Genomic DNA, 16643 nt, shown 5'->3' on the forward strand with positions numbered 1-16643 from the left:
GGACATGTTTAGAAACTGGGCTTTAATTATTATAGGCTGTCTCATTTTGGGATTCCAAAATTGCGGTCGTAATGGTTTTGCTCCAGACTCTTCGAGCTCTTCAAACCTATCTCAAGTCACGACCGGTGTCGGTGGGGTTGAGGGTTCCGATGACGAGGCCTCACAATCGCCTGTCACTGCTGTGGAAGTTCCAACCGATTCAGGTCCACTGACAATCGATGCAGAAACTGGAAAGATCACGTTGATCGATAGCCAAGATCAAGTCATCGAACAAGCATGTTTGCCTGCGAAAGATTTGCGCGAGCTACAAAGCTACACGAAGGCGTACAACCTGTGCGGTTCGACTGTGAAAGCGGACTTGTGCACACAAAAATACACGAAAGGCTACGCCAGCTTGATCGTTGATGATCAAAGGCTCAACTTAGGCGAATCATTTGATGGCTGTGGTAAGGGCTTTAAAGACTTCTGCGGCACACAAGGCGATAGCTTCCGTGGTTTGGTAACGTATATCCTTGCGAACTTCCACACGATGAAGTGCCAATAGGTTTTCTGTTTGAGATTTGCTTATTGAAAAGAAAAAGGGCCTTGCGAAAGCAAAGCCCTTTTTTATTTTTTAAAATTTCTCGTGAAAGATTAAACGCTCAACAAACCTTTAACTTTGCTGAAAGCTTCATTGATCTTAGAGCGATCCGGAGCCGCACCTTGTGCGAAGTCAGGGCGACCGCCGCCTTTACCACCCATCACGCCTGCAACTTCTTTCAGAAGATCGCCGGCTTTATTATCGCCAGTGATGTCTTTAGAAACGCTGACGATGATTGGGTTTGAGCCTTCTCCGTGACCGACGACGATGACCACGCCGCTTTGAATTTTGTTTTTCAAATCGTCAGTGATTTTCGCCAATACTTCGCGGTCATCAACCGCAACGTCAGCAAGAACCAACTTGCCTGCAACGCCTGATTTCGACTTGAATGCCAATGCTTTCGCTGCCAAGTCATCAACGTTGATCGCGCCACCTTGAAGTTTCTTGATCTCTTTTTCCAAAGACTTCGCTTGGTCTTTCAGCTGTTCAATTTTGCCAGCCAAAGTTGATTTTTTATAAGCTTCTGAATCAACAGCAACGGCATCAGCGTTGGCTTCCAAGTTTTTCAAGTAATGCGCAGATTTTTGTAAACCCGCTGCATTCAAAGCGTCATCCAAGTGTTCAACGGCGTTCATCGCAAATTTAACTGCAAGGTCGCCAGTGATTGCTTCCACGCGACGTACGCCAGAGCTTACACCGCTTTCAGAAGTAATTTTGAACAGACGAATCGAAGCTGTGTTCTTTACGTGAGTACCACCGCAAAGTTCACACGAGAAATCGCCCATTGTTAATACGCGCACATCGTTGGCGTATTTTTCACCAAACAGAGCCATCGCACCTTTTTCGATCGCTTGCTTGTGTGGCATCAATTCCGTTTTTACATCAAGGCTGCGAGCGATTTGTTCGTTCACAAGGTCTTCGATCTGTTTGATTTCTGCAGAACTCAACGGTTTGTTGTGAGTGAAGTCGAAACGAGTTTTTTGCGAATCAACCAAAGAACCCGCTTGTGTTACATGTACGCCCAAAACTTTACGAAGAGCTGCGTGCAACAAGTGAGTCGCCGAGTGATTGCTTGCCGTGTTTCTTCTTTCAATCGGATCAACGCCAGTCACAACTGTGTTGCCAACTTTGAAGCCACCATGTTCGATTTCAACGTGGTGAAGGAAGACGTCATCAATCTTTGTTGTATTCACAACGCGTGCACGATTTGTGTCTTGCATGATGTAACCGACGTCACCAGCTTGACCGCCACCTTCACCATAGAAGCTTGTGCTATCTAGAATCATCAAACCCGTATCGCCTGTTTTCAACTCTGTCACAGCTGCTTGACCGTTTGACAAAGCCATTACGTGACCGTCAGCGATGATGCCTTCGTAGCCCAAGAATTTTACATTCTTGCCAGCTGAAGCGTAATCTTTCGCGAACTTGATCATGTGTTGTTCATCGGCACCAAGGGCTTTGCCCTTCCATGATGCTTTTGATTTTGCACGATTTGCTTCCATCTCTTTTTCGAAAGCTTCTTCGTTTACTTCGATGCCGTTTTCATTCGCGATCACGCGAGTTAAGTCAGCAGGGAAGCCGTAAGTATCGTACATTCTGAAAACAACTTCGCCTGACAATTCTTTTTTGCCAGCTGCTTTTGTTTTCGCAAGCTCAGACATCAAGATCTCTGTGCCTTTGTCCAAAGTCGCAAGGAATCTGTCTTCCTCGTCGCGGATTGTGTTCAAGATATGATCTTTACGTGTGATCAACTCTGGATAGATGTCACCCATTGTTGCAATCAACGCTTCTGCCATACCTGGCAAGAATGATTTATCTGGAGACAACTTACGACCATAACGAATCGCACGTCTCATGATACGACGAAGAACGTAACCGCGACCTTCGTTGGAAGGAAGGGCGCCGTCAGCGATCAAGAATGAAGTGGAACGACAGTGGTCGGCCAGTACGCGAAGTGCTGAAGTTGTTTCAGCGGCTTTTGGATTTGCTGCTAAAACTTTTTTGTCCGTGATGTATTCCAAACCACCAATCTTGCAAGCAAGGCTGATCATTGGTTGGAACAAATCTGTATCGTAGTTATTGAACTTGCCTTGCATCGCTGCTGTCACACGCTCAAGACCCGAACCTGTATCGACAGAAGGTTTTGGCAGTGGAGTCAACGTGCCTGGAGGATTTTCGAAGTATTGCATGAATACCAAGTTCCAGATTTCAACGAAACGATCTTGGCCAGATTCGATACCTTTGAATGGATCAGCAATCGTGCCAGCTTCAGGGCCGTGATCGTAGAAGATCTCTGTACAAGGACCGCAAGGACCTGTGTCGCCCATTTTCCAGAAGTTGTCCTTGTCGAAGCGGAAGATGCGGTCGCGTGGTACGCCTTCTTGGTTGTGCCAGATATCTGCTGCTTCATCGTCAGAGATATGAACGGTCACATAAAGTTTTTCTTTTGGAATCGCCAATGTCTTAGTTAGGAATTCCCACGCGAAATGGATTGCATCTTTCTTGAAGTAATCGCCGAAAGAAAAATTACCCAACATTTCAAAGAATGTGTGATGGCGAGCTGTGAAGCCTACGTTTTCCAAGTCGTTGTGTTTACCGCCGGCACGTACGCATTTTTGCGAAGACACGGCACGAACGTAATCACGTTTTTCGAGACCCAAGAAAGTATTTTTAAATTGATTCATACCGGCGTTTGCAAAAAGCAACGTCGGATCGTTTTCAGGAATCAAAGAGGATGAAGCCACAGCAGTGTGACCATTGCGTTTGAAATACTCGATGAAAGCATTTCTAATCTCAGAGCTTTTCATAAATAACCTTTCTTACGGTCTCAGGATCGAATCCACGTGAAGCAAGCAAACGGCCAACGCGCGCCTTATCTTCACGACTGAAGGCAAAATCTTCGTCGTACTTATTTTTCACAATCGCAAGAGCCTTTTCAAGCTCCAAGTCACGATCTGTCTCAACAGACGGCAAACCTTTTTCCCTCAGGTAATTGTTAATGTAGATGATGCCCTTATTGCGGCGATGAAGCATATCAGCCATACGATAGGCGAGTGTCTTCGGATCGCCCAACCAATTGTTGTCGCGAGCATAGGCGATGGCTTCTTCCACGGCCTCAATGCCCTCGTCTTCATCCGCGAATTTGTCGCGCAACTTTTTTCTGAGTTCTTTTTCAGAATGGTCGCGACGAGCCAAAAGGTCCATGACCTTCCTTTTCGCAGCTTGTTTGGTTTTTAGGGGATTTTTCTCATCCGACATGCGAGTAAAAAGTTACTCGCAATCCAAAGTACTGTCATGCTTTTTTCAGTGTGATCAGCGTTAGTTCGCAGTAGGTTCCTAGACGTAAACTTGGCCCCCAGTAGCCGGTGCCTTGATTGACATAGAGCTGCAAACCATTAATGCGGTAAAGACCTTTCGAGTAACGCTCAAAAAAACCGATCAACAGGTTCCACGGGAAGAATTGTCCACCGTGAGTGTGGCCGGAAAGTTGAAGATCATAGCCATGATCGCAAGAAACCTTCGCCAAAGACGGCTGGTGCGATAATAAAATCTTAAAACCTTCAGGTTTGAGTGTGGCATCTAGTTTTTTAAAATCAGGTTCTTCTTTTTTGAACATGCGAGCCGCAGGGTCGGGAACGCCTGAAATCTGCAACAATGAATTCTTAATTTTTAGGTCCGCTGTTTGGTTGACCAAGACATGGAAGTTCACCATGCGGAATGCCGCCAAGCCCTGTTCGACTTCCCAATAGTATTCGTGATTGCCGGGAACATAGTAATGGCCTAGGCGCGGTTCTAGTTTTTTAAGTAATTCAAACTCAGGCAAATGACGAATCGCCTGACTGTCCAAGATATCGCCGGTGTACATCACCAGATCGTGATCAAGCTTGTTCACCTGTTTTACCAAACGCTCGACGAATTTCACGGGCAGGCTTGGGCTGATGTGCAAATCTGTGATGTGCAACATACGAAGTCCATCAAGTCCTTCCGGTAAATTCTTAAATTTCAAAGTGACTTTTTTCAGGCGCGGACCCACGCGCACAACCAAAGTTCCAAGAACCATGAACGCCAATGGCAATAGCAACATTACCGCAAGACTTTCTTGGCCATAAAGAATCTGTGTATCAAAATTTGGAGTCGCGTATTCCATGATGAATGCTGCTAAGTCGCGAATGATCACAAAGCTTACAAGAAAGTTGATGTAAGCCATGATGAAGTGGCTCATCGCAAAGTAAGAGTCATGCCAAGGCTGATGTTCGAGTCGATGTTGCGACCAAAAATACAAAGGCTGCGCTAAAACTATGGCCAGCATAACAAAAAGCAAAAGATTTACCGAGAGTGTGAGTGCCAATGACAAGTCCGCGAAACGCGTCAGTTGATGGCCCATATAGAAGAATACAACTACGAAGATGGTAACAAGGACGACTCTGAAAATTCCCATGACTTCTTCTAACACGTCCTCATTGTGATTGCACAGGAAAGTGTAAAAACACAAATCCCTCAACCACGCGCAGAATGTTAATTTAGAGGGAAGTGTGGAGGTTGCTGTATGTCTACTAGAGGTAGTTTCGATCAAGCTCGTGATTTTCTCATTCTTCACCGTGCCGACTATGACTATGCCTACAAAAATTTTGCGTGGCCTCAAGCCCCTGATTTCAATTGGGCTTTGGATTATTTCGATAAGATGGCAGTCGGTAATAACAATCCTGCACTATGGATTATTGCTGAGGACGGCAAAGAAGAAAAATACAGTTTTGCCGATCTGTCTGCACGCTCGAATCAAGTTGCGAATTACATGAAAAAACTGGGCCTGAAAAAAGGCGAAGGCATCCTACTGATGTTAGGAAATGAATCCGCGCGCTGGGAAATTATGCTCGCAGCAATAAAATTAGGAGTCATAATTATCCCGGCAAGTCAGTTCTTAACTTCGCAAGAATTGGAAGATCGCCTGCTGCGTGGCCGCGCGCGTATGATCGTTACCAGCAAAGAATATGCGGATCGTTTCAAGGTTGAAAACACTGAAGTGATTCCTGTTCTTGTCGATGGAACTTTGCCAAATTGGAAAGAGTATAAAGAGGCCACCGAAGAAAACGCCGAGTTCGAAAGACGCGAAGGCACCAGTATTTTAGATACGATTTTTTTGTACTTCGCATCTTCGACAACACCGAAACCAAAAATGGTCGAACACAGTCACTTAAGTTTTGCTGTCGGTCATCTTGCGACGATGTACTGGATGGGGCTTCGCCCTGGTGACATTCACTTAGGAGTCAGTTCACCGGGATGGGCGATGCATGACTGGAATAGCTTCATCGCTCCGTGGAATGCAGAAGCGACTATTTTTATCGATCGCTTAAGTCGTTTTAACGCCAAAGTTTTACTCGACACAATGGCGCAATATAAAATCACTACGTTCTGTGCGCCGCCAACAGTGTGGCGTTTGTTGCTGCAAGAAGATTTGAAACAATATCAGGTGCCACTGCGTGAAGCTTTGAGTACCGGCGAACCGTTAGATCAAGACACGGTCGACGCCGTACAAGCCGCATGGGGAGTCACAATCCGGGAAGGTTTCGGGCAAACCGAGACGACGATGCTAATCGGTGTGACACCAAGTATGAAACCAATGCGCGAAACTTTGGGGAAAGCTCTGCCAGGTTACGCGATCGAATTGCTTGATAGCGACGGTAAAGAAACGAATGTGGGCGAGATCTGTATTACCTCACCGACTTTGCCGCAACAGCCATTTCATTCAGGCGATGTTGGTAAGAAGAATGCTGATGGTTATTATTCGTACATTGGCAGAAATGATGAACTCTTTAAATGTTCGGATTATCGCATTAGTCCGTTTGAGATCGAAGCCGTCCTTCGTGAAAATCCAGCAGTGCGAGAAGTTGTCGTAATTCCAAGTGCTGATCCCATCAAACATGCCGTGCCGAAGGCCATCGTTGTTCTTGCAAAAGGCATAGAGCCCACGAAAGAAGTTGCGATTGATCTGATGAACTTTACGCGCAATAGACTTGCGCCCTTCAAACGCGTGCGCAGAGTGGAATTCCACGATTTATCCAAAGATGCCGAAGGAAATTTACAAAGAATTGACATGATCAAACGTGAGACAGAAAAGCGAAATGCGAATGAAAAATCGCCTTATGAGTTCTGGGAACAGGACGCCCGAGCTAGTTTACCGGAAACTTGGGCACAAGATCTTCCTTAACGTGGAAAAAAGTTAGACAATAAATTGAACATTACCACTCAGATATTTTTTGGACCTTTTTCTAGGCTAAGATAACTTTAGTTCGATGGGAGGCTAGCCGATTTAATAGGGGTGAGTTACAGAGACGAAAGGTCGTTGTATATGTCGTCTAGCGATAAGGAAATTAAAGTGGTTAAAATGGCTCGCCCTGTAGAACCTCCGCGTGCGGATGACAAAGAGGCAGAGATTTCCCGCGAGAAAGGCCGTGCATTCTTACACGGGATTCTTCTAGAGATCATGGATCGCCCAGAAGATATCGCCGTCACTTACTCTGTAGGTGAAAGAACGACGATCTTCAAAGTTGAGTGCCATCCAAAAAGTTTGGGCCAATTGATCGGCGCCAAAGGGAAAAATATCAGCGGCATCCGCGCAGTGATTTCTGCGATGATGGCCCGAAAAGGAATTCGCGCGATCGTTGAGATTCCTTACATAGAACCAAACGAGTAGCGTTCCTATAAAAAGCCTCTTGAAGAAGAGGCTTTTTTGTTTTCATAATAGTCTCACGACGCCGGAGGATTGATGAAAATTCTTTCGATTCAAGTGGGACTTCCTAAGACGATTCAATTCAAAGGCAAAGACATCACTACGGGGATTTTTAAAAATCCTATCGCTGGTCCCGTAAAAGTTGAAAAACTAAATATCGTTGGTGATCGCCAAGCTGATCTTACTGTGCATGGTGGTGTGGATAAAGCTGTGTACGCTTACTCTGTCGATGCCTATCCGTGGTGGCAAGAGCAACGCCCGCAAGATGAATTTAAATTCGGCGCCTTTGGCGAAAATCTTTCTATGGAAACCTTGGATGAGTCGCAAATCTGTGTCGGCGATACTTTTGAAATCGGTGGCGCGATTTTGCAAGCGGCTCAACCGCGCTTTCCATGTTTTAAATTGGGCGCAATGTACAATGATCTTTCAATTGTAAAGACATTTACAAAATCCGGTCGTCCCGGAGTTTATTTCCGTGTTCTTCAAGAAGGCATGATTGATGTTGGGCAATCGCTAAAGCTTGTTAGCCGCGAAAAAATCTTATTGCCGATCGTCGATCTAGTAACGTTGTCGCAAGTGGTGGTTTCACCTTCGCAAGCAGAACAATATATTCAAATTCCGTCGTTACCAGAACAGTTCAGGGATTATTTCTTTCAAGTTTTGGAAGATTAGTAAGGGACTTGGCAGGGGAACACACGCAGTCGGTTGCCGATGTTTAGATAAACGAGACTGCCTTTGCCATCGTGAGTGAACGTCAGCCAATGTTCGTAATAATCACCCATTTCGATTTTCACAGTCTCACCTAAGCCTGACCATTGATTTGCGGCTTTCTTCAAACCGTATTTTGCGATCATCGGGATTTTGAAAGAAACTTTCTGACCGCTTTCGAAACCGTTAGTGTTGTAAGTGACTTCAAGGATGTCGGTCCATTTTTCTCCGTCAGAGAATCTGCGAAGCTCCCTCAAAGTGCGAGTCTTCAATGTGCACTTCATATGAGGAGAGAGCTTCGCTGAACCCAATGTCTTAGCCACAAAATCGAACATATCCTGATCGAGCTCTTGTTGGACGGAAGGATCATCATTGATGAATGGAACCTCTTGTCCGAATGCGATCTCATCCGTGACCGCGCCAAGAACAAAGAGAAAAACAATCCATCGGATCATCATCATCGAAAGCCTCCAAGACAGCTCGAACAGTATTGAAGTATTTTGCAAACGAAGTCGAATCGCTAATTTTGATGGCTTCCATAAGATTAACTCGCCATGACGCTGATCATTTAGCATTGCATGGTCAAAGCGCACATCGTACCTCTTTGAGCATGAGAAACTTCATGAAACTTGTCGCAACTTTTTTTGGTGTAGGTTTGAGTCCGAAAGCTCCGGGAACGGTTGCTACGGTTGCGACAATTCCACTTGTTTTGCTGTTGAATTGGGCAGGTCCAATTCCTTATATGCTCGTGACTATCGCTCTGATTCCGATCGGAATTATTGCCGCTCAGATCTACGAACAAGACAAGGGGAGTCATGATGCCAAGGAAATCGTCATTGATGAGGTCGTTGGCTTCCTGATTACAATGGTTTGGCTGCCTTTGACATGGCAGGCCATTTTAATTGGTTTTGTCCTCTTTAGATTACTGGACATTACCAAGCCTTTATTCATAGGATATTTAGATAAGAAGATCCAAGGGGGTCTTGGAGTTATGATGGATGACGTAGCTGCCGGTATTATTGCCAGCCTCGTTATGCAACTGCTCTTTACGCACACTAATTGGTTGGGGTCACAGATCCTGGTTGGTTAAACATGGCTTTGAGAGACGATAAACTTCAAGAACTCATTCGATCCCTTCGCGACCAAAAACTCACAGTGGGTTTTGCGGAAAGTTGTACTGGAGGTGCACTTTCTAGTTTTCTAACAGAGCAAGCAGGCGTGTCCGACATATTTCTAGGCTCTGTGGTTTCTTACTCTAACGAGGCGAAGGTGGATCTTCTGGGGGTCCGTCGAGACACTCTCATGCAAGAGGGTGCGGTGAGCGAGTCAGTCGCTCGTCAAATGGCGCACGGAGTGCGTCGCCAGCTGAAAACAGATTGGTCTGTGGCAATCACAGGCATCGCAGGTCCGAGTGGTGGAACGCCAACGAAACCTGTGGGCACTGTATGTATTGCTATTGCTGGGCCTGACTTTGAAGACTCACGAAAAGAGTTATTTTCGGGAGATCGCAAAGGCATTCAACAGGCTTCAGTCGACTATTCTGTGAATTGGCTGTGTGAAATTCTCGGCAAGAAATAGTAAGGCAGCCCCCGCTGCTAATTTTTAACAATAAGATGGTGTTGTGGCAGGTGCCACAAGAGAGGGAACACAGATGGCAAACGCTACTGTAGACAGCAAAGCAAATTCAGAAAAATCAAAAGCCTTGGAATTGGCAGTTTCGACTATCGAAAAGCAATTCGGTAAAGGTTCTATCATGCGTTTGGGCGCTAACGAGTCTTTGGTTAAAGACGTTGAAGCGATCAGCACTGGTGCATTGAGCTTGGATATCGCTCTTGGTATCGGTGGTCTTCCTAAAGGTCGTATTGTAGAAATCTACGGACCTGAATCTTCTGGTAAAACAACTCTGTGCTTGTCAGTTATTGCTCAAGCTCAGAAAAAAGGTGGCACTGTTGCATTCGTAGATGCTGAGCACGCTTTGGACGTAAACTACGCTCGTAAATTGGGTGTGAACACTGAAGATCTTTTGATCTCTCAACCAGACACTGGTGAACAAGCTTTGGAAATCACTGAAACTCTTGTTCGCTCTGGCGCGATCGACGTATTGGTTGTCGACTCTGTAGCGGCTTTGGTTCCTCGTGCAGAGATCGAAGGCGACATGGGTGATTCTCACGTAGGTCTTCAAGCTCGTTTGATGTCTCAAGCTCTTCGTAAATTGACTGCGGCGATCAACCGTTCAAACACTCTAGTTATCTTCATCAATCAAATCCGTATGAAAATCGGTGTGATGTTCGGTAACCCAGAAACAACAACTGGTGGTAACGCGTTGAAATTCTACTCTTCAGTTCGTTTGGATGTACGCCGTGTTGGCGCGATCAAAAATGGCGAAGATGTGACTGGTAACCGTACTGCAGTTAAAGTTGTGAAAAACAAAATGGCTCCTCCGTTCACTAAAGTTGAATTCGACTTGATGTACGGTGAAGGTATTTCTGAAGAAGGTGACTTGCTAGATCTAGCAGTAACTGCAAACTTCGTTGAAAAATCTGGTGCTTGGTTCTCTATCAATGGTGAGCGCATGGGCCAAGGCCGCGATGCTGCGAAAACATTCTTGAAAGAACACCCAGAATACATGACTGAACTTCGCTCTAAAATCTTGGCAGCGAACGGCATCGGTAAACTTTTGGTAGACGCTGAAGGCAACGCCGGCGAAGACCACGAAGGTACAGAGCCAGTTGAAGCTGAAGAAGCTGCTCCTAAGAAAGCGAAAAAAGGTAAGCACTAACCGCAGACGCGGGCAGTGCCGGAGCGACGGTAGTCGCGCAGGCTGGAGCAACTCCATCCAAACAAGCACTGAAACATAAGCTTTTAAAATTAAAAACCCGCGCAGAAATGTGCGGGTTTTTTTATTCTCATTTACCTGCTACTTAAGCGAAATCCAAACGTCTTCAAATAAAGAACTAACAATTCAGTCATCTCTTAATGCTATAATTTTCGAAGATACACGAAGTATCTTCTGCTGGTTGAGTTTCAGCTGGCGCATATAAAGGGATTTTATGCTGAATGAATCAACTCTGGTGATGCCAGAGTGCCTTCTGGCTGTGAGTGAAGACGACGATCGTTTTATTCATTGGCCGTGGTAAGAAAAAACCCGTTCTTGTGAAACGGGTTTTTTAAAAGTTTTAATTTTGTGGCTGCCTTCGCTTAGAAAAAGATGCCAAGTTTTTCTTTGAAGTTATCGGCTGTGACTCTTCTTTCGCCGCTGTCTAAGTATTGGCGGCAAATTCTTTTATTCAATTTTTGAACTGCGAAATAGATTTGGAATTTTTCAACACCAAGTTCTTTTGCTTGAGCTTCTGTTGCTTTGTAATCAAACGCGTGATCGCAGTCTTTCGATTGCACAGCCTCTTGGAAGGCCTTCATGTGCGGCTTTTCAACTTTTGCGACAAGGTCTTTTAAGTTGCTGACCCCGGCGCGCTCAACAGCAGGGAAGCGTACGCGCGCGTATTCTATGCTGTTGTATAATGCCAAGGGGTTGTTGCCTTGTTCGTGAGTCATACCTTTTTGATTCAGCACTTCTTTTGCAGCCTCAATGCTTAAGCAAGACAAGAAACCCGATTTCAAACTTGGCTCTTCTAACATTTTTAAGTTTTGATTAAAGCAGCTGCCTGAAATTTTAGTAACGAACTTTGCATCAGCCTTACCGTCGAACGCCAAGAAATCTTTTTCATAAGGTGATTGTTTGTAATCAGGGCACGCGCCTGTGAATTCGATGCCGCCGTAAACAACATCTTTCACGAATTTATACTTTTCAGCGCTGACTTGTTTCAAACGTTGGGGAGCGTAACGATAAGCAGAGACACTCTCTGCGAAATCTTCGAACGGATTTGTTTTCGCATAGATCGAAACGGATTTTGAACCGGGGTGCAGGCGCCAGTCCAAGTCGTGTTTGGATTGACCTTTTTTAGCTTCGCTAGATTCCCAGCCAGAAACGCGCAACCACTCTGGTGATACGTCCATGGAATTTGAATGCAGGGCTGCCCAGTTGTGACCAAATTCGTGATAGATCGAATATTGGCGCACGGGTTGTGTTTCATTGTTCCACACATCGAAGACTTCGATGCTGGCGTTCGCTATGGTGCCTTCGCCGTTTGCGTAACCATAGCCGCGCTTAAAGTGTGTCATCTTTTGATTTAGATCAAGTGGCAATAAGAACGAAGGAACTGCTTCGATCGCTTTCATGACGTCGCGGATTTCTGAAGCTTTCCATTTGTCGGCGTTGCCCCACACGAGGTGTGAGAGATTCAAATCGTACTCGGTTAGGAGTAAAAGAATCAGTGGGCCTTCTTCTTGCCCGAAAATTCTTTGCACAGCACACAGAACTTTCGTGCAACCACGAGCTTCACCGAAAGCTTTCTTCACTTGGTCTTCTTTGTAGTTCACGTTTGCAAAATAAGATGCAGGGCCTGTCGGCAAAGTCACAAGCTGCATGAAGCGATAGATCAGCTCAGGATGCTCATCTTCGAAGCGAATGCCGGCAACTTCATACACAGCAGGAAGTTCGACGTTAGAAAGATCAGAATATTTTTTCAGGAAGTTCTGTACGTTGTTGCGACGAACGTGATCTTGGTTCACGCAACGTGGATTTGCCATTTCTTCTTCAGTCGCAGAATGAAACGGCGCCTGTGCTGGCTCCCTCGACGTTGGTCCATGAGTGAAAATGCGATCCGCATCGTAGTAAAGCGGAAACGAAAACGTCACAACTAAGAAAGCAAATACGACGAACTTAAACATGCAAACTCCTGAAGCACCTACATCGGTTAACTTCAGGAGTTTCTTAATGATTTATCTTTAGTTGTTTACTGGATGGTCCCAGTCAGGATAGTCGTCGATGTCGATACCATTTTCGACGTTTTCGTCTTTTAAAATGATCTTGATTTGATGGGTTGTTTCACCCCATAGGTTTTCGCAGTATACGTAATAATCAACCCAGTTTGAGCCATTCGTTCCGCCAATTCTAGCGCCGTTACCCGCAGCAACAGTTTTGTATTTGCCGGTTCCAGCTGCAGAATCACCGTCTGAAAGGTCGTTCGTCATCATCAAGTTAGATCTTCCATCATAAGTGCGAATAGAATTACTTGATCCAAGTTTAAAATCTGAAGACAGGGCTACGGCACTCATAAAGTATAGGCCGGTATCGTTCGGAAACGTGGTCACTAATTGTGGGGCCGCTCCTCCAAAGCACTCTTTCGGTGTGCCAACCGTTTTCGAACAGTCATATGTTGCGGCATTATGAGTATTTTGTATGAATCCTGCAACTTCACTTCGTTGGTAGAAGTAAGGCTGAAAGTGCACGATCGGGCAAGAAATTGCGTCAGTAGTGCCAACCGTAAACTGAACATGTGAGTAAAATAATTTCGCCTCAGGCACGCTAAGTGTACATGTTGTGAAATAAGATCCGTATTTTTCTAAATAGCATGCTTGATGAAAAGTATAGGGATCTGTATCGCTCAGACCTTCCCAGTGAAGGCTTAGCTTCAAATACAACGGAGTGTCTGATGTGACCCCATCGACCAGGGTTATTGGAGTTTCAGAGCTTGTCGCAAGCTTCTCTTCACCAGAGCAGTTAGCAAGTACAAGGACGGTCACGCAGCTAAACAGAATTAGTTTTATAAACTTAGTCATGTATATAGTGTCGTCAAGGGGGTTTGTTCTTGTAAGTCCAGCTTCGCATCATTAACAATAATTTGTTTGATGCTTAGCTGGGCTTTAACAGAACGTCTAGAATATTGCAGACACGGTTACATGGGTTCGCCGCCCATTTCTGGAAGGATCGCGCCGCTGATGTAGCTTGAGTCGGCGTCGGACGCAAGGAAGACGTACGCGGGAGCGATTTCTTCTGGCTGGGCGGGGCGCTTGATTGGTTGGTTGCTGCCGAATTCAGAGATGCGCTCTTTGGTTGTGCCTTCGTCAGAAGGATTCAACGGTGTCCACACAGGGCCCGGTGCCACCGCGTTGACGCGAATTCCTTTTTCAATCAACTGCTGCGCCAAACTTTTTGTAAACGTGTTGATCGCACCCTTCGTTGAAGCGTAGTCCAACAAATCTTTCGGTGCGCGTGTTGCGGTTTCGGAACTTGTCGCGATGATCGCTGATCCCGGCTTCATATGCGGAATCGCCGCCTTCGCTAAATGAAAGTAAGCAAAAATGTTGGTGCGATATGTTCGTTCAAACTCTTCGGAAGTAATATCTGCGATATCGCTCTTACGCATTTGATGGGCGGCATTGCTGACTAAAATATCAATCCCGCCAAGTTGATCCAAGGTTTCTTCGACGGCTTTCTGACAAAACTTTTCGTCGGTCAAATCACCTTCAATCAAAATGCATTTGCGATCGAACGCCTCAACGTCGATTTTGGTTTCTTCAGCGTCTTCACGCTCTACCGGCAAAAAAGTAATCGCAACGTCAGCACCTTCACGGGCATAAAGCAGTGCGACCGCGCGACCGATGCCGGAATCTCCGCCCGTGATGAGGGCTTTCTTGCCTTGCAACTTCCCTGCTTCTTTGTAAAGAGGTGCTTCGAATTTGGGACGCAAATCCATCTCTGCTTCAACACCTGGTGATTTCATTTGTTGTTTCGGAAAAGGTGGCTTTGGTTCGTTTTGAATTTGTGAATGCTCAGGCATGAAAGACCTCCTTGATCTGCTCATTTTCACTCATACAAGAGAGTGAAATAAGCGGGGAGTTCAGCACTGCATGAATACAAAAAAATCACTGCGCAATCGCAGAATCAACCGGAACAGAATTACCAAAAAAACTGTGGCTAGGTCTGTAGAGGGTCACCTGTCTAAGTCTTGAACACGTGAATGCTTATTAGTCACAGCTGAGGGTGGATTCAGTCTTGCTTTGTTAGGCACACGTTGAAGAAAGGACCTGTTATGAAGATGTCGAAAGTGATCTTGGCACTTGCGTGTACGCTATCTTTGGAATCTTTGGCGGTGGCTAAACAAGTGGATAATTCGGAAGCTGCAAGCTGCGGAACCATTGACGTACGTGATGGCATGCAAGGCGATCTTAAGAAGCATTTCCAGACACCTGTGAATCAGGGCAGTGTTGGTTGGTGTTACGGCTATGCCGCCTCTGACGTCCTTTCACAAAAAGTGGGTCAACCGGTTTCAGCGGTTCATACCTCTGCTTATTATCAAACACAAATTGGAACTCTAGGCCGTTGGGGTCGCTCGATTCTTTACGGAGCTGACGGTGAAACTACAGGCGGCTTCATTGGTGCGGCGCTTGATGAAATGAAAGAACTTGGTATGGCATGCACAACTCGTGGTGTAACAAGCCAAGGTGTTTTTCCTTACGAGCTGACTCCTGGTTACGTATCTCGTGGCGATACGGCTTTCTTTATTGATGGCATTTCAAAAATCCAAAACAACACATGTGATTCATACTGTGAACAGAAGATGAGTTATATGGTGAAACACTTCACGCCGAACTTAACAATGAGCCAATTGATTTCTTACGTACGTTCGAATTCACAGCTTAAGATCGATCAGTTGTTGTTCAATATCGTAGATGCTTCTTGTGGCAACAATAAGGTGCGCGTGTATCCATGGTTGAAAGTTCAATCTGGTGTCGAGCAACCGCAACCGAATACAAAAAATTACGTAGGCATTGATGAGACGAGAACATTTATCTACAAATTGAACAAAGCTCTTGAGAGAGGCAAAGTTGTTGGTCTTGAATACAACGCAAAATACATCACAGAAGTGGGCGGCGTATTCGGTGGCTTCCACGCATCGACTGTAATTGGTCGTAAGATGATCAACGGTCAATGTTACTACAACGTTCGTAACTCTTGGGGCAAGACGTGCAGCTATAAACCGGGTATCATCTGCTCGCCAGATGATGGTAGTTACTGGGTTCAAAAGGATACGATGAGATTGATGTCCACGAAGATCGTTTACGTAGACTAAGAAAAAATCAAATCTAGAGAATAAAAAAACCCGCTCTGTGAAGAAGCGGGTTTTTTATTTTTAACTTTGTCGTAGAACTAGCGAGAGAAGCTGCCGTTCAGGTAATAAGGAGTTTGTTCCCAACGGCAAATTTGTTGCGGTGGAACGTTTGGTGGTGCGCCTGGGCTCCATTGGCAAACTTGATTTTGACGAACTTCACGAAGCAACGACAAATTCAAACGCACACCTTTGTCTGTTTGTTTGAAGTCGATGTTCATTTCACGACCTTGAACCATCAAGCTGCATGCGCCCGCATTGAATGCGAACGTCGCACCACTTAAAGAGTAGTCGCCTTTGCTGCCTTTTAAATAAACTGTCGTCAAGTTGCCAAAGAATGAATGGCAGTTGTTATTTAAGATATCGTCGCCAGCAGAGTTTCTGAAAGTCACAACCGGTTTGTTACCTTCAATTGTGATGACCAATTCACCAGCAACGCCGTTGAATTTTCCTGTGTAAACACCTTCAATTTTTTTCGCTTGAGAAATATAAGCGTCTGGAATTTTTCCGTCTTTGATGTCTACGGATTTACAACCAGCGATTGCCAGCAAAAGCGCGCCAGCAGCAAGAACTCTTGAGAATTTCATGATAAGCCTCCACTAATGCCCTGATCATAGGC

At 45.4% G+C, this 16643-nt stretch carries 16 protein-coding genes; 8 read left to right on the forward strand and 8 right to left on the reverse strand.

Features of this window, described 5'->3' with window-relative positions; translation table 11 throughout:
• Nucleotides 1-4 precede the first annotated feature (4 nt).
• Nucleotides 5-544, forward strand: a complete 540-nt coding sequence (locus DOE51_RS02555; protein WP_142695028.1) for a hypothetical protein — start codon at nt 5-7, stop codon at nt 542-544.
• Nucleotides 545-633: 89 nt separating this feature from the next.
• Here DOE51_RS02555 and alaS read toward each other — a convergent pair whose 3' ends face one another.
• Genes alaS through DOE51_RS02570 form a run of 3 tightly spaced genes read right to left on the reverse strand, consistent with a single transcriptional unit; the run spans nt 634 to nt 5018 of the window.
• On the reverse strand, nt 634-3387 hold the full coding sequence (alaS, locus tag DOE51_RS02560; RefSeq protein ID WP_142695029.1) for an alanine--tRNA ligase: 2754 nt from the start codon (nt 3385-3387) through the stop codon (nt 634-636).
• Entirely contained in the window at nt 3374-3838 is a 465-nt protein-coding gene (locus tag DOE51_RS02565; protein WP_246845284.1) for a regulatory protein RecX, read from the reverse strand. The genes alaS and DOE51_RS02565 overlap by 14 nt, the downstream gene beginning before the upstream one ends.
• A 34-nt stretch (nt 3839-3872) precedes the next feature.
• Nucleotides 3873-5018, reverse strand: coding sequence for a metallophosphoesterase (locus DOE51_RS02570; protein WP_142695030.1), 1146 nt, complete (start codon nt 5016-5018; stop codon nt 3873-3875).
• A gap of 108 nt (nt 5019-5126) precedes the next feature.
• Here DOE51_RS02570 and DOE51_RS02575 point away from each other — a divergent pair, with 108 nt between their 5' ends.
• The 3 genes from DOE51_RS02575 (at nt 5127) to DOE51_RS02585 (ending at nt 7979) form a co-directional block, all read left to right on the forward strand.
• On the forward strand, nt 5127-6785 hold the full coding sequence (locus DOE51_RS02575; RefSeq protein WP_142695031.1) for an AMP-binding protein: 1659 nt from the start codon (nt 5127-5129) through the stop codon (nt 6783-6785).
• 177 nt (nt 6786-6962) lie between these two features.
• A complete protein-coding gene (locus DOE51_RS02580; protein ID WP_246845286.1) occupies nt 6963-7271 on the forward strand; it encodes a KH domain-containing protein in 309 nt (102 codons plus the stop codon).
• Between the two features lie 72 nt (nt 7272-7343).
• The gene (locus DOE51_RS02585; protein WP_142695033.1) at nt 7344-7979 is read left to right on the forward strand and encodes an MOSC domain-containing protein; all 636 of its coding nucleotides are present in this window, start codon (nt 7344-7346) and stop codon (nt 7977-7979) included.
• Here the strand turns inward: DOE51_RS02585 and DOE51_RS02590 are convergent.
• The gene (locus DOE51_RS02590; protein WP_142695034.1) at nt 7976-8476 is read right to left on the reverse strand and encodes a hypothetical protein; all 501 of its coding nucleotides are present in this window, start codon (nt 8474-8476) and stop codon (nt 7976-7978) included. The two genes, DOE51_RS02585 and DOE51_RS02590, sit on opposite strands and share 4 nt — an antisense overlap.
• Nucleotides 8477-8637: 161 nt before the next feature.
• Between DOE51_RS02590 and DOE51_RS02595 the strand changes: the two genes are divergently transcribed.
• From DOE51_RS02595 to recA, 3 genes are all read left to right on the forward strand, one after another.
• The gene (locus DOE51_RS02595) at nt 8638-9105 is read left to right on the forward strand and encodes a phosphatidylglycerophosphatase A (RefSeq protein ID WP_246845288.1); all 468 of its coding nucleotides are present in this window, start codon (nt 8638-8640) and stop codon (nt 9103-9105) included.
• A 2-nt stretch (nt 9106-9107) separates the two neighbouring features.
• Nucleotides 9108-9593 carry a CinA family protein gene (locus DOE51_RS02600; protein WP_142695035.1) on the forward strand — a complete coding sequence of 162 codons (486 nt, stop codon included), beginning with the start codon at nt 9108-9110 and terminating at the stop codon, nt 9591-9593.
• 73 nt (nt 9594-9666) lie between these two features.
• Entirely contained in the window at nt 9667-10794 is a 1128-nt protein-coding gene (gene recA, locus DOE51_RS02605; protein WP_142695036.1) for a recombinase RecA, read from the forward strand.
• Nucleotides 10795-11213: 419 nt separating this feature from the next.
• Here recA and DOE51_RS02610 read toward each other — a convergent pair whose 3' ends face one another.
• The 3 genes from DOE51_RS02610 to DOE51_RS02620 all read right to left on the reverse strand — a co-directional run bounded on the left by DOE51_RS02610 (nt 11214) and on the right by DOE51_RS02620 (nt 14695).
• Nucleotides 11214-12803: a hypothetical protein gene (locus tag DOE51_RS02610; RefSeq protein WP_142695037.1), complete on the reverse strand. Its 1590-nt coding sequence runs from the start codon at nt 12801-12803 to the stop codon at nt 11214-11216.
• 57 nt (nt 12804-12860) lie between these two features.
• A complete protein-coding gene (locus DOE51_RS02615) occupies nt 12861-13694 on the reverse strand; it encodes a hypothetical protein (protein WP_142695038.1) in 834 nt (277 codons plus the stop codon).
• 116 nt (nt 13695-13810) lie between these two features.
• Nucleotides 13811-14695: an SDR family oxidoreductase gene (locus DOE51_RS02620; RefSeq protein WP_210415557.1), complete on the reverse strand. Its 885-nt coding sequence runs from the start codon at nt 14693-14695 to the stop codon at nt 13811-13813.
• 252 nt (nt 14696-14947) lie between these two features.
• Between DOE51_RS02620 and DOE51_RS02625 the strand changes: the two genes are divergently transcribed.
• A complete protein-coding gene (locus tag DOE51_RS02625; RefSeq protein ID WP_142695040.1) occupies nt 14948-15988 on the forward strand; it encodes a hypothetical protein in 1041 nt (346 codons plus the stop codon).
• Between the two features lie 77 nt (nt 15989-16065).
• On the opposite strand, the gene DOE51_RS02630 is transcribed toward DOE51_RS02625, so the two are convergent.
• On the reverse strand, nt 16066-16611 hold the full coding sequence (locus DOE51_RS02630) for a hypothetical protein (RefSeq protein WP_142695041.1): 546 nt from the start codon (nt 16609-16611) through the stop codon (nt 16066-16068).
• Nucleotides 16612-16643: the final 32 nt, after the last annotated feature.

The sequence above is a fragment of the Bdellovibrio sp. NC01 genome (assembly GCF_006874625.1).
Classification (GTDB): Bacteria; Bdellovibrionota; Bdellovibrionia; order Bdellovibrionales; family Bdellovibrionaceae; genus Bdellovibrio.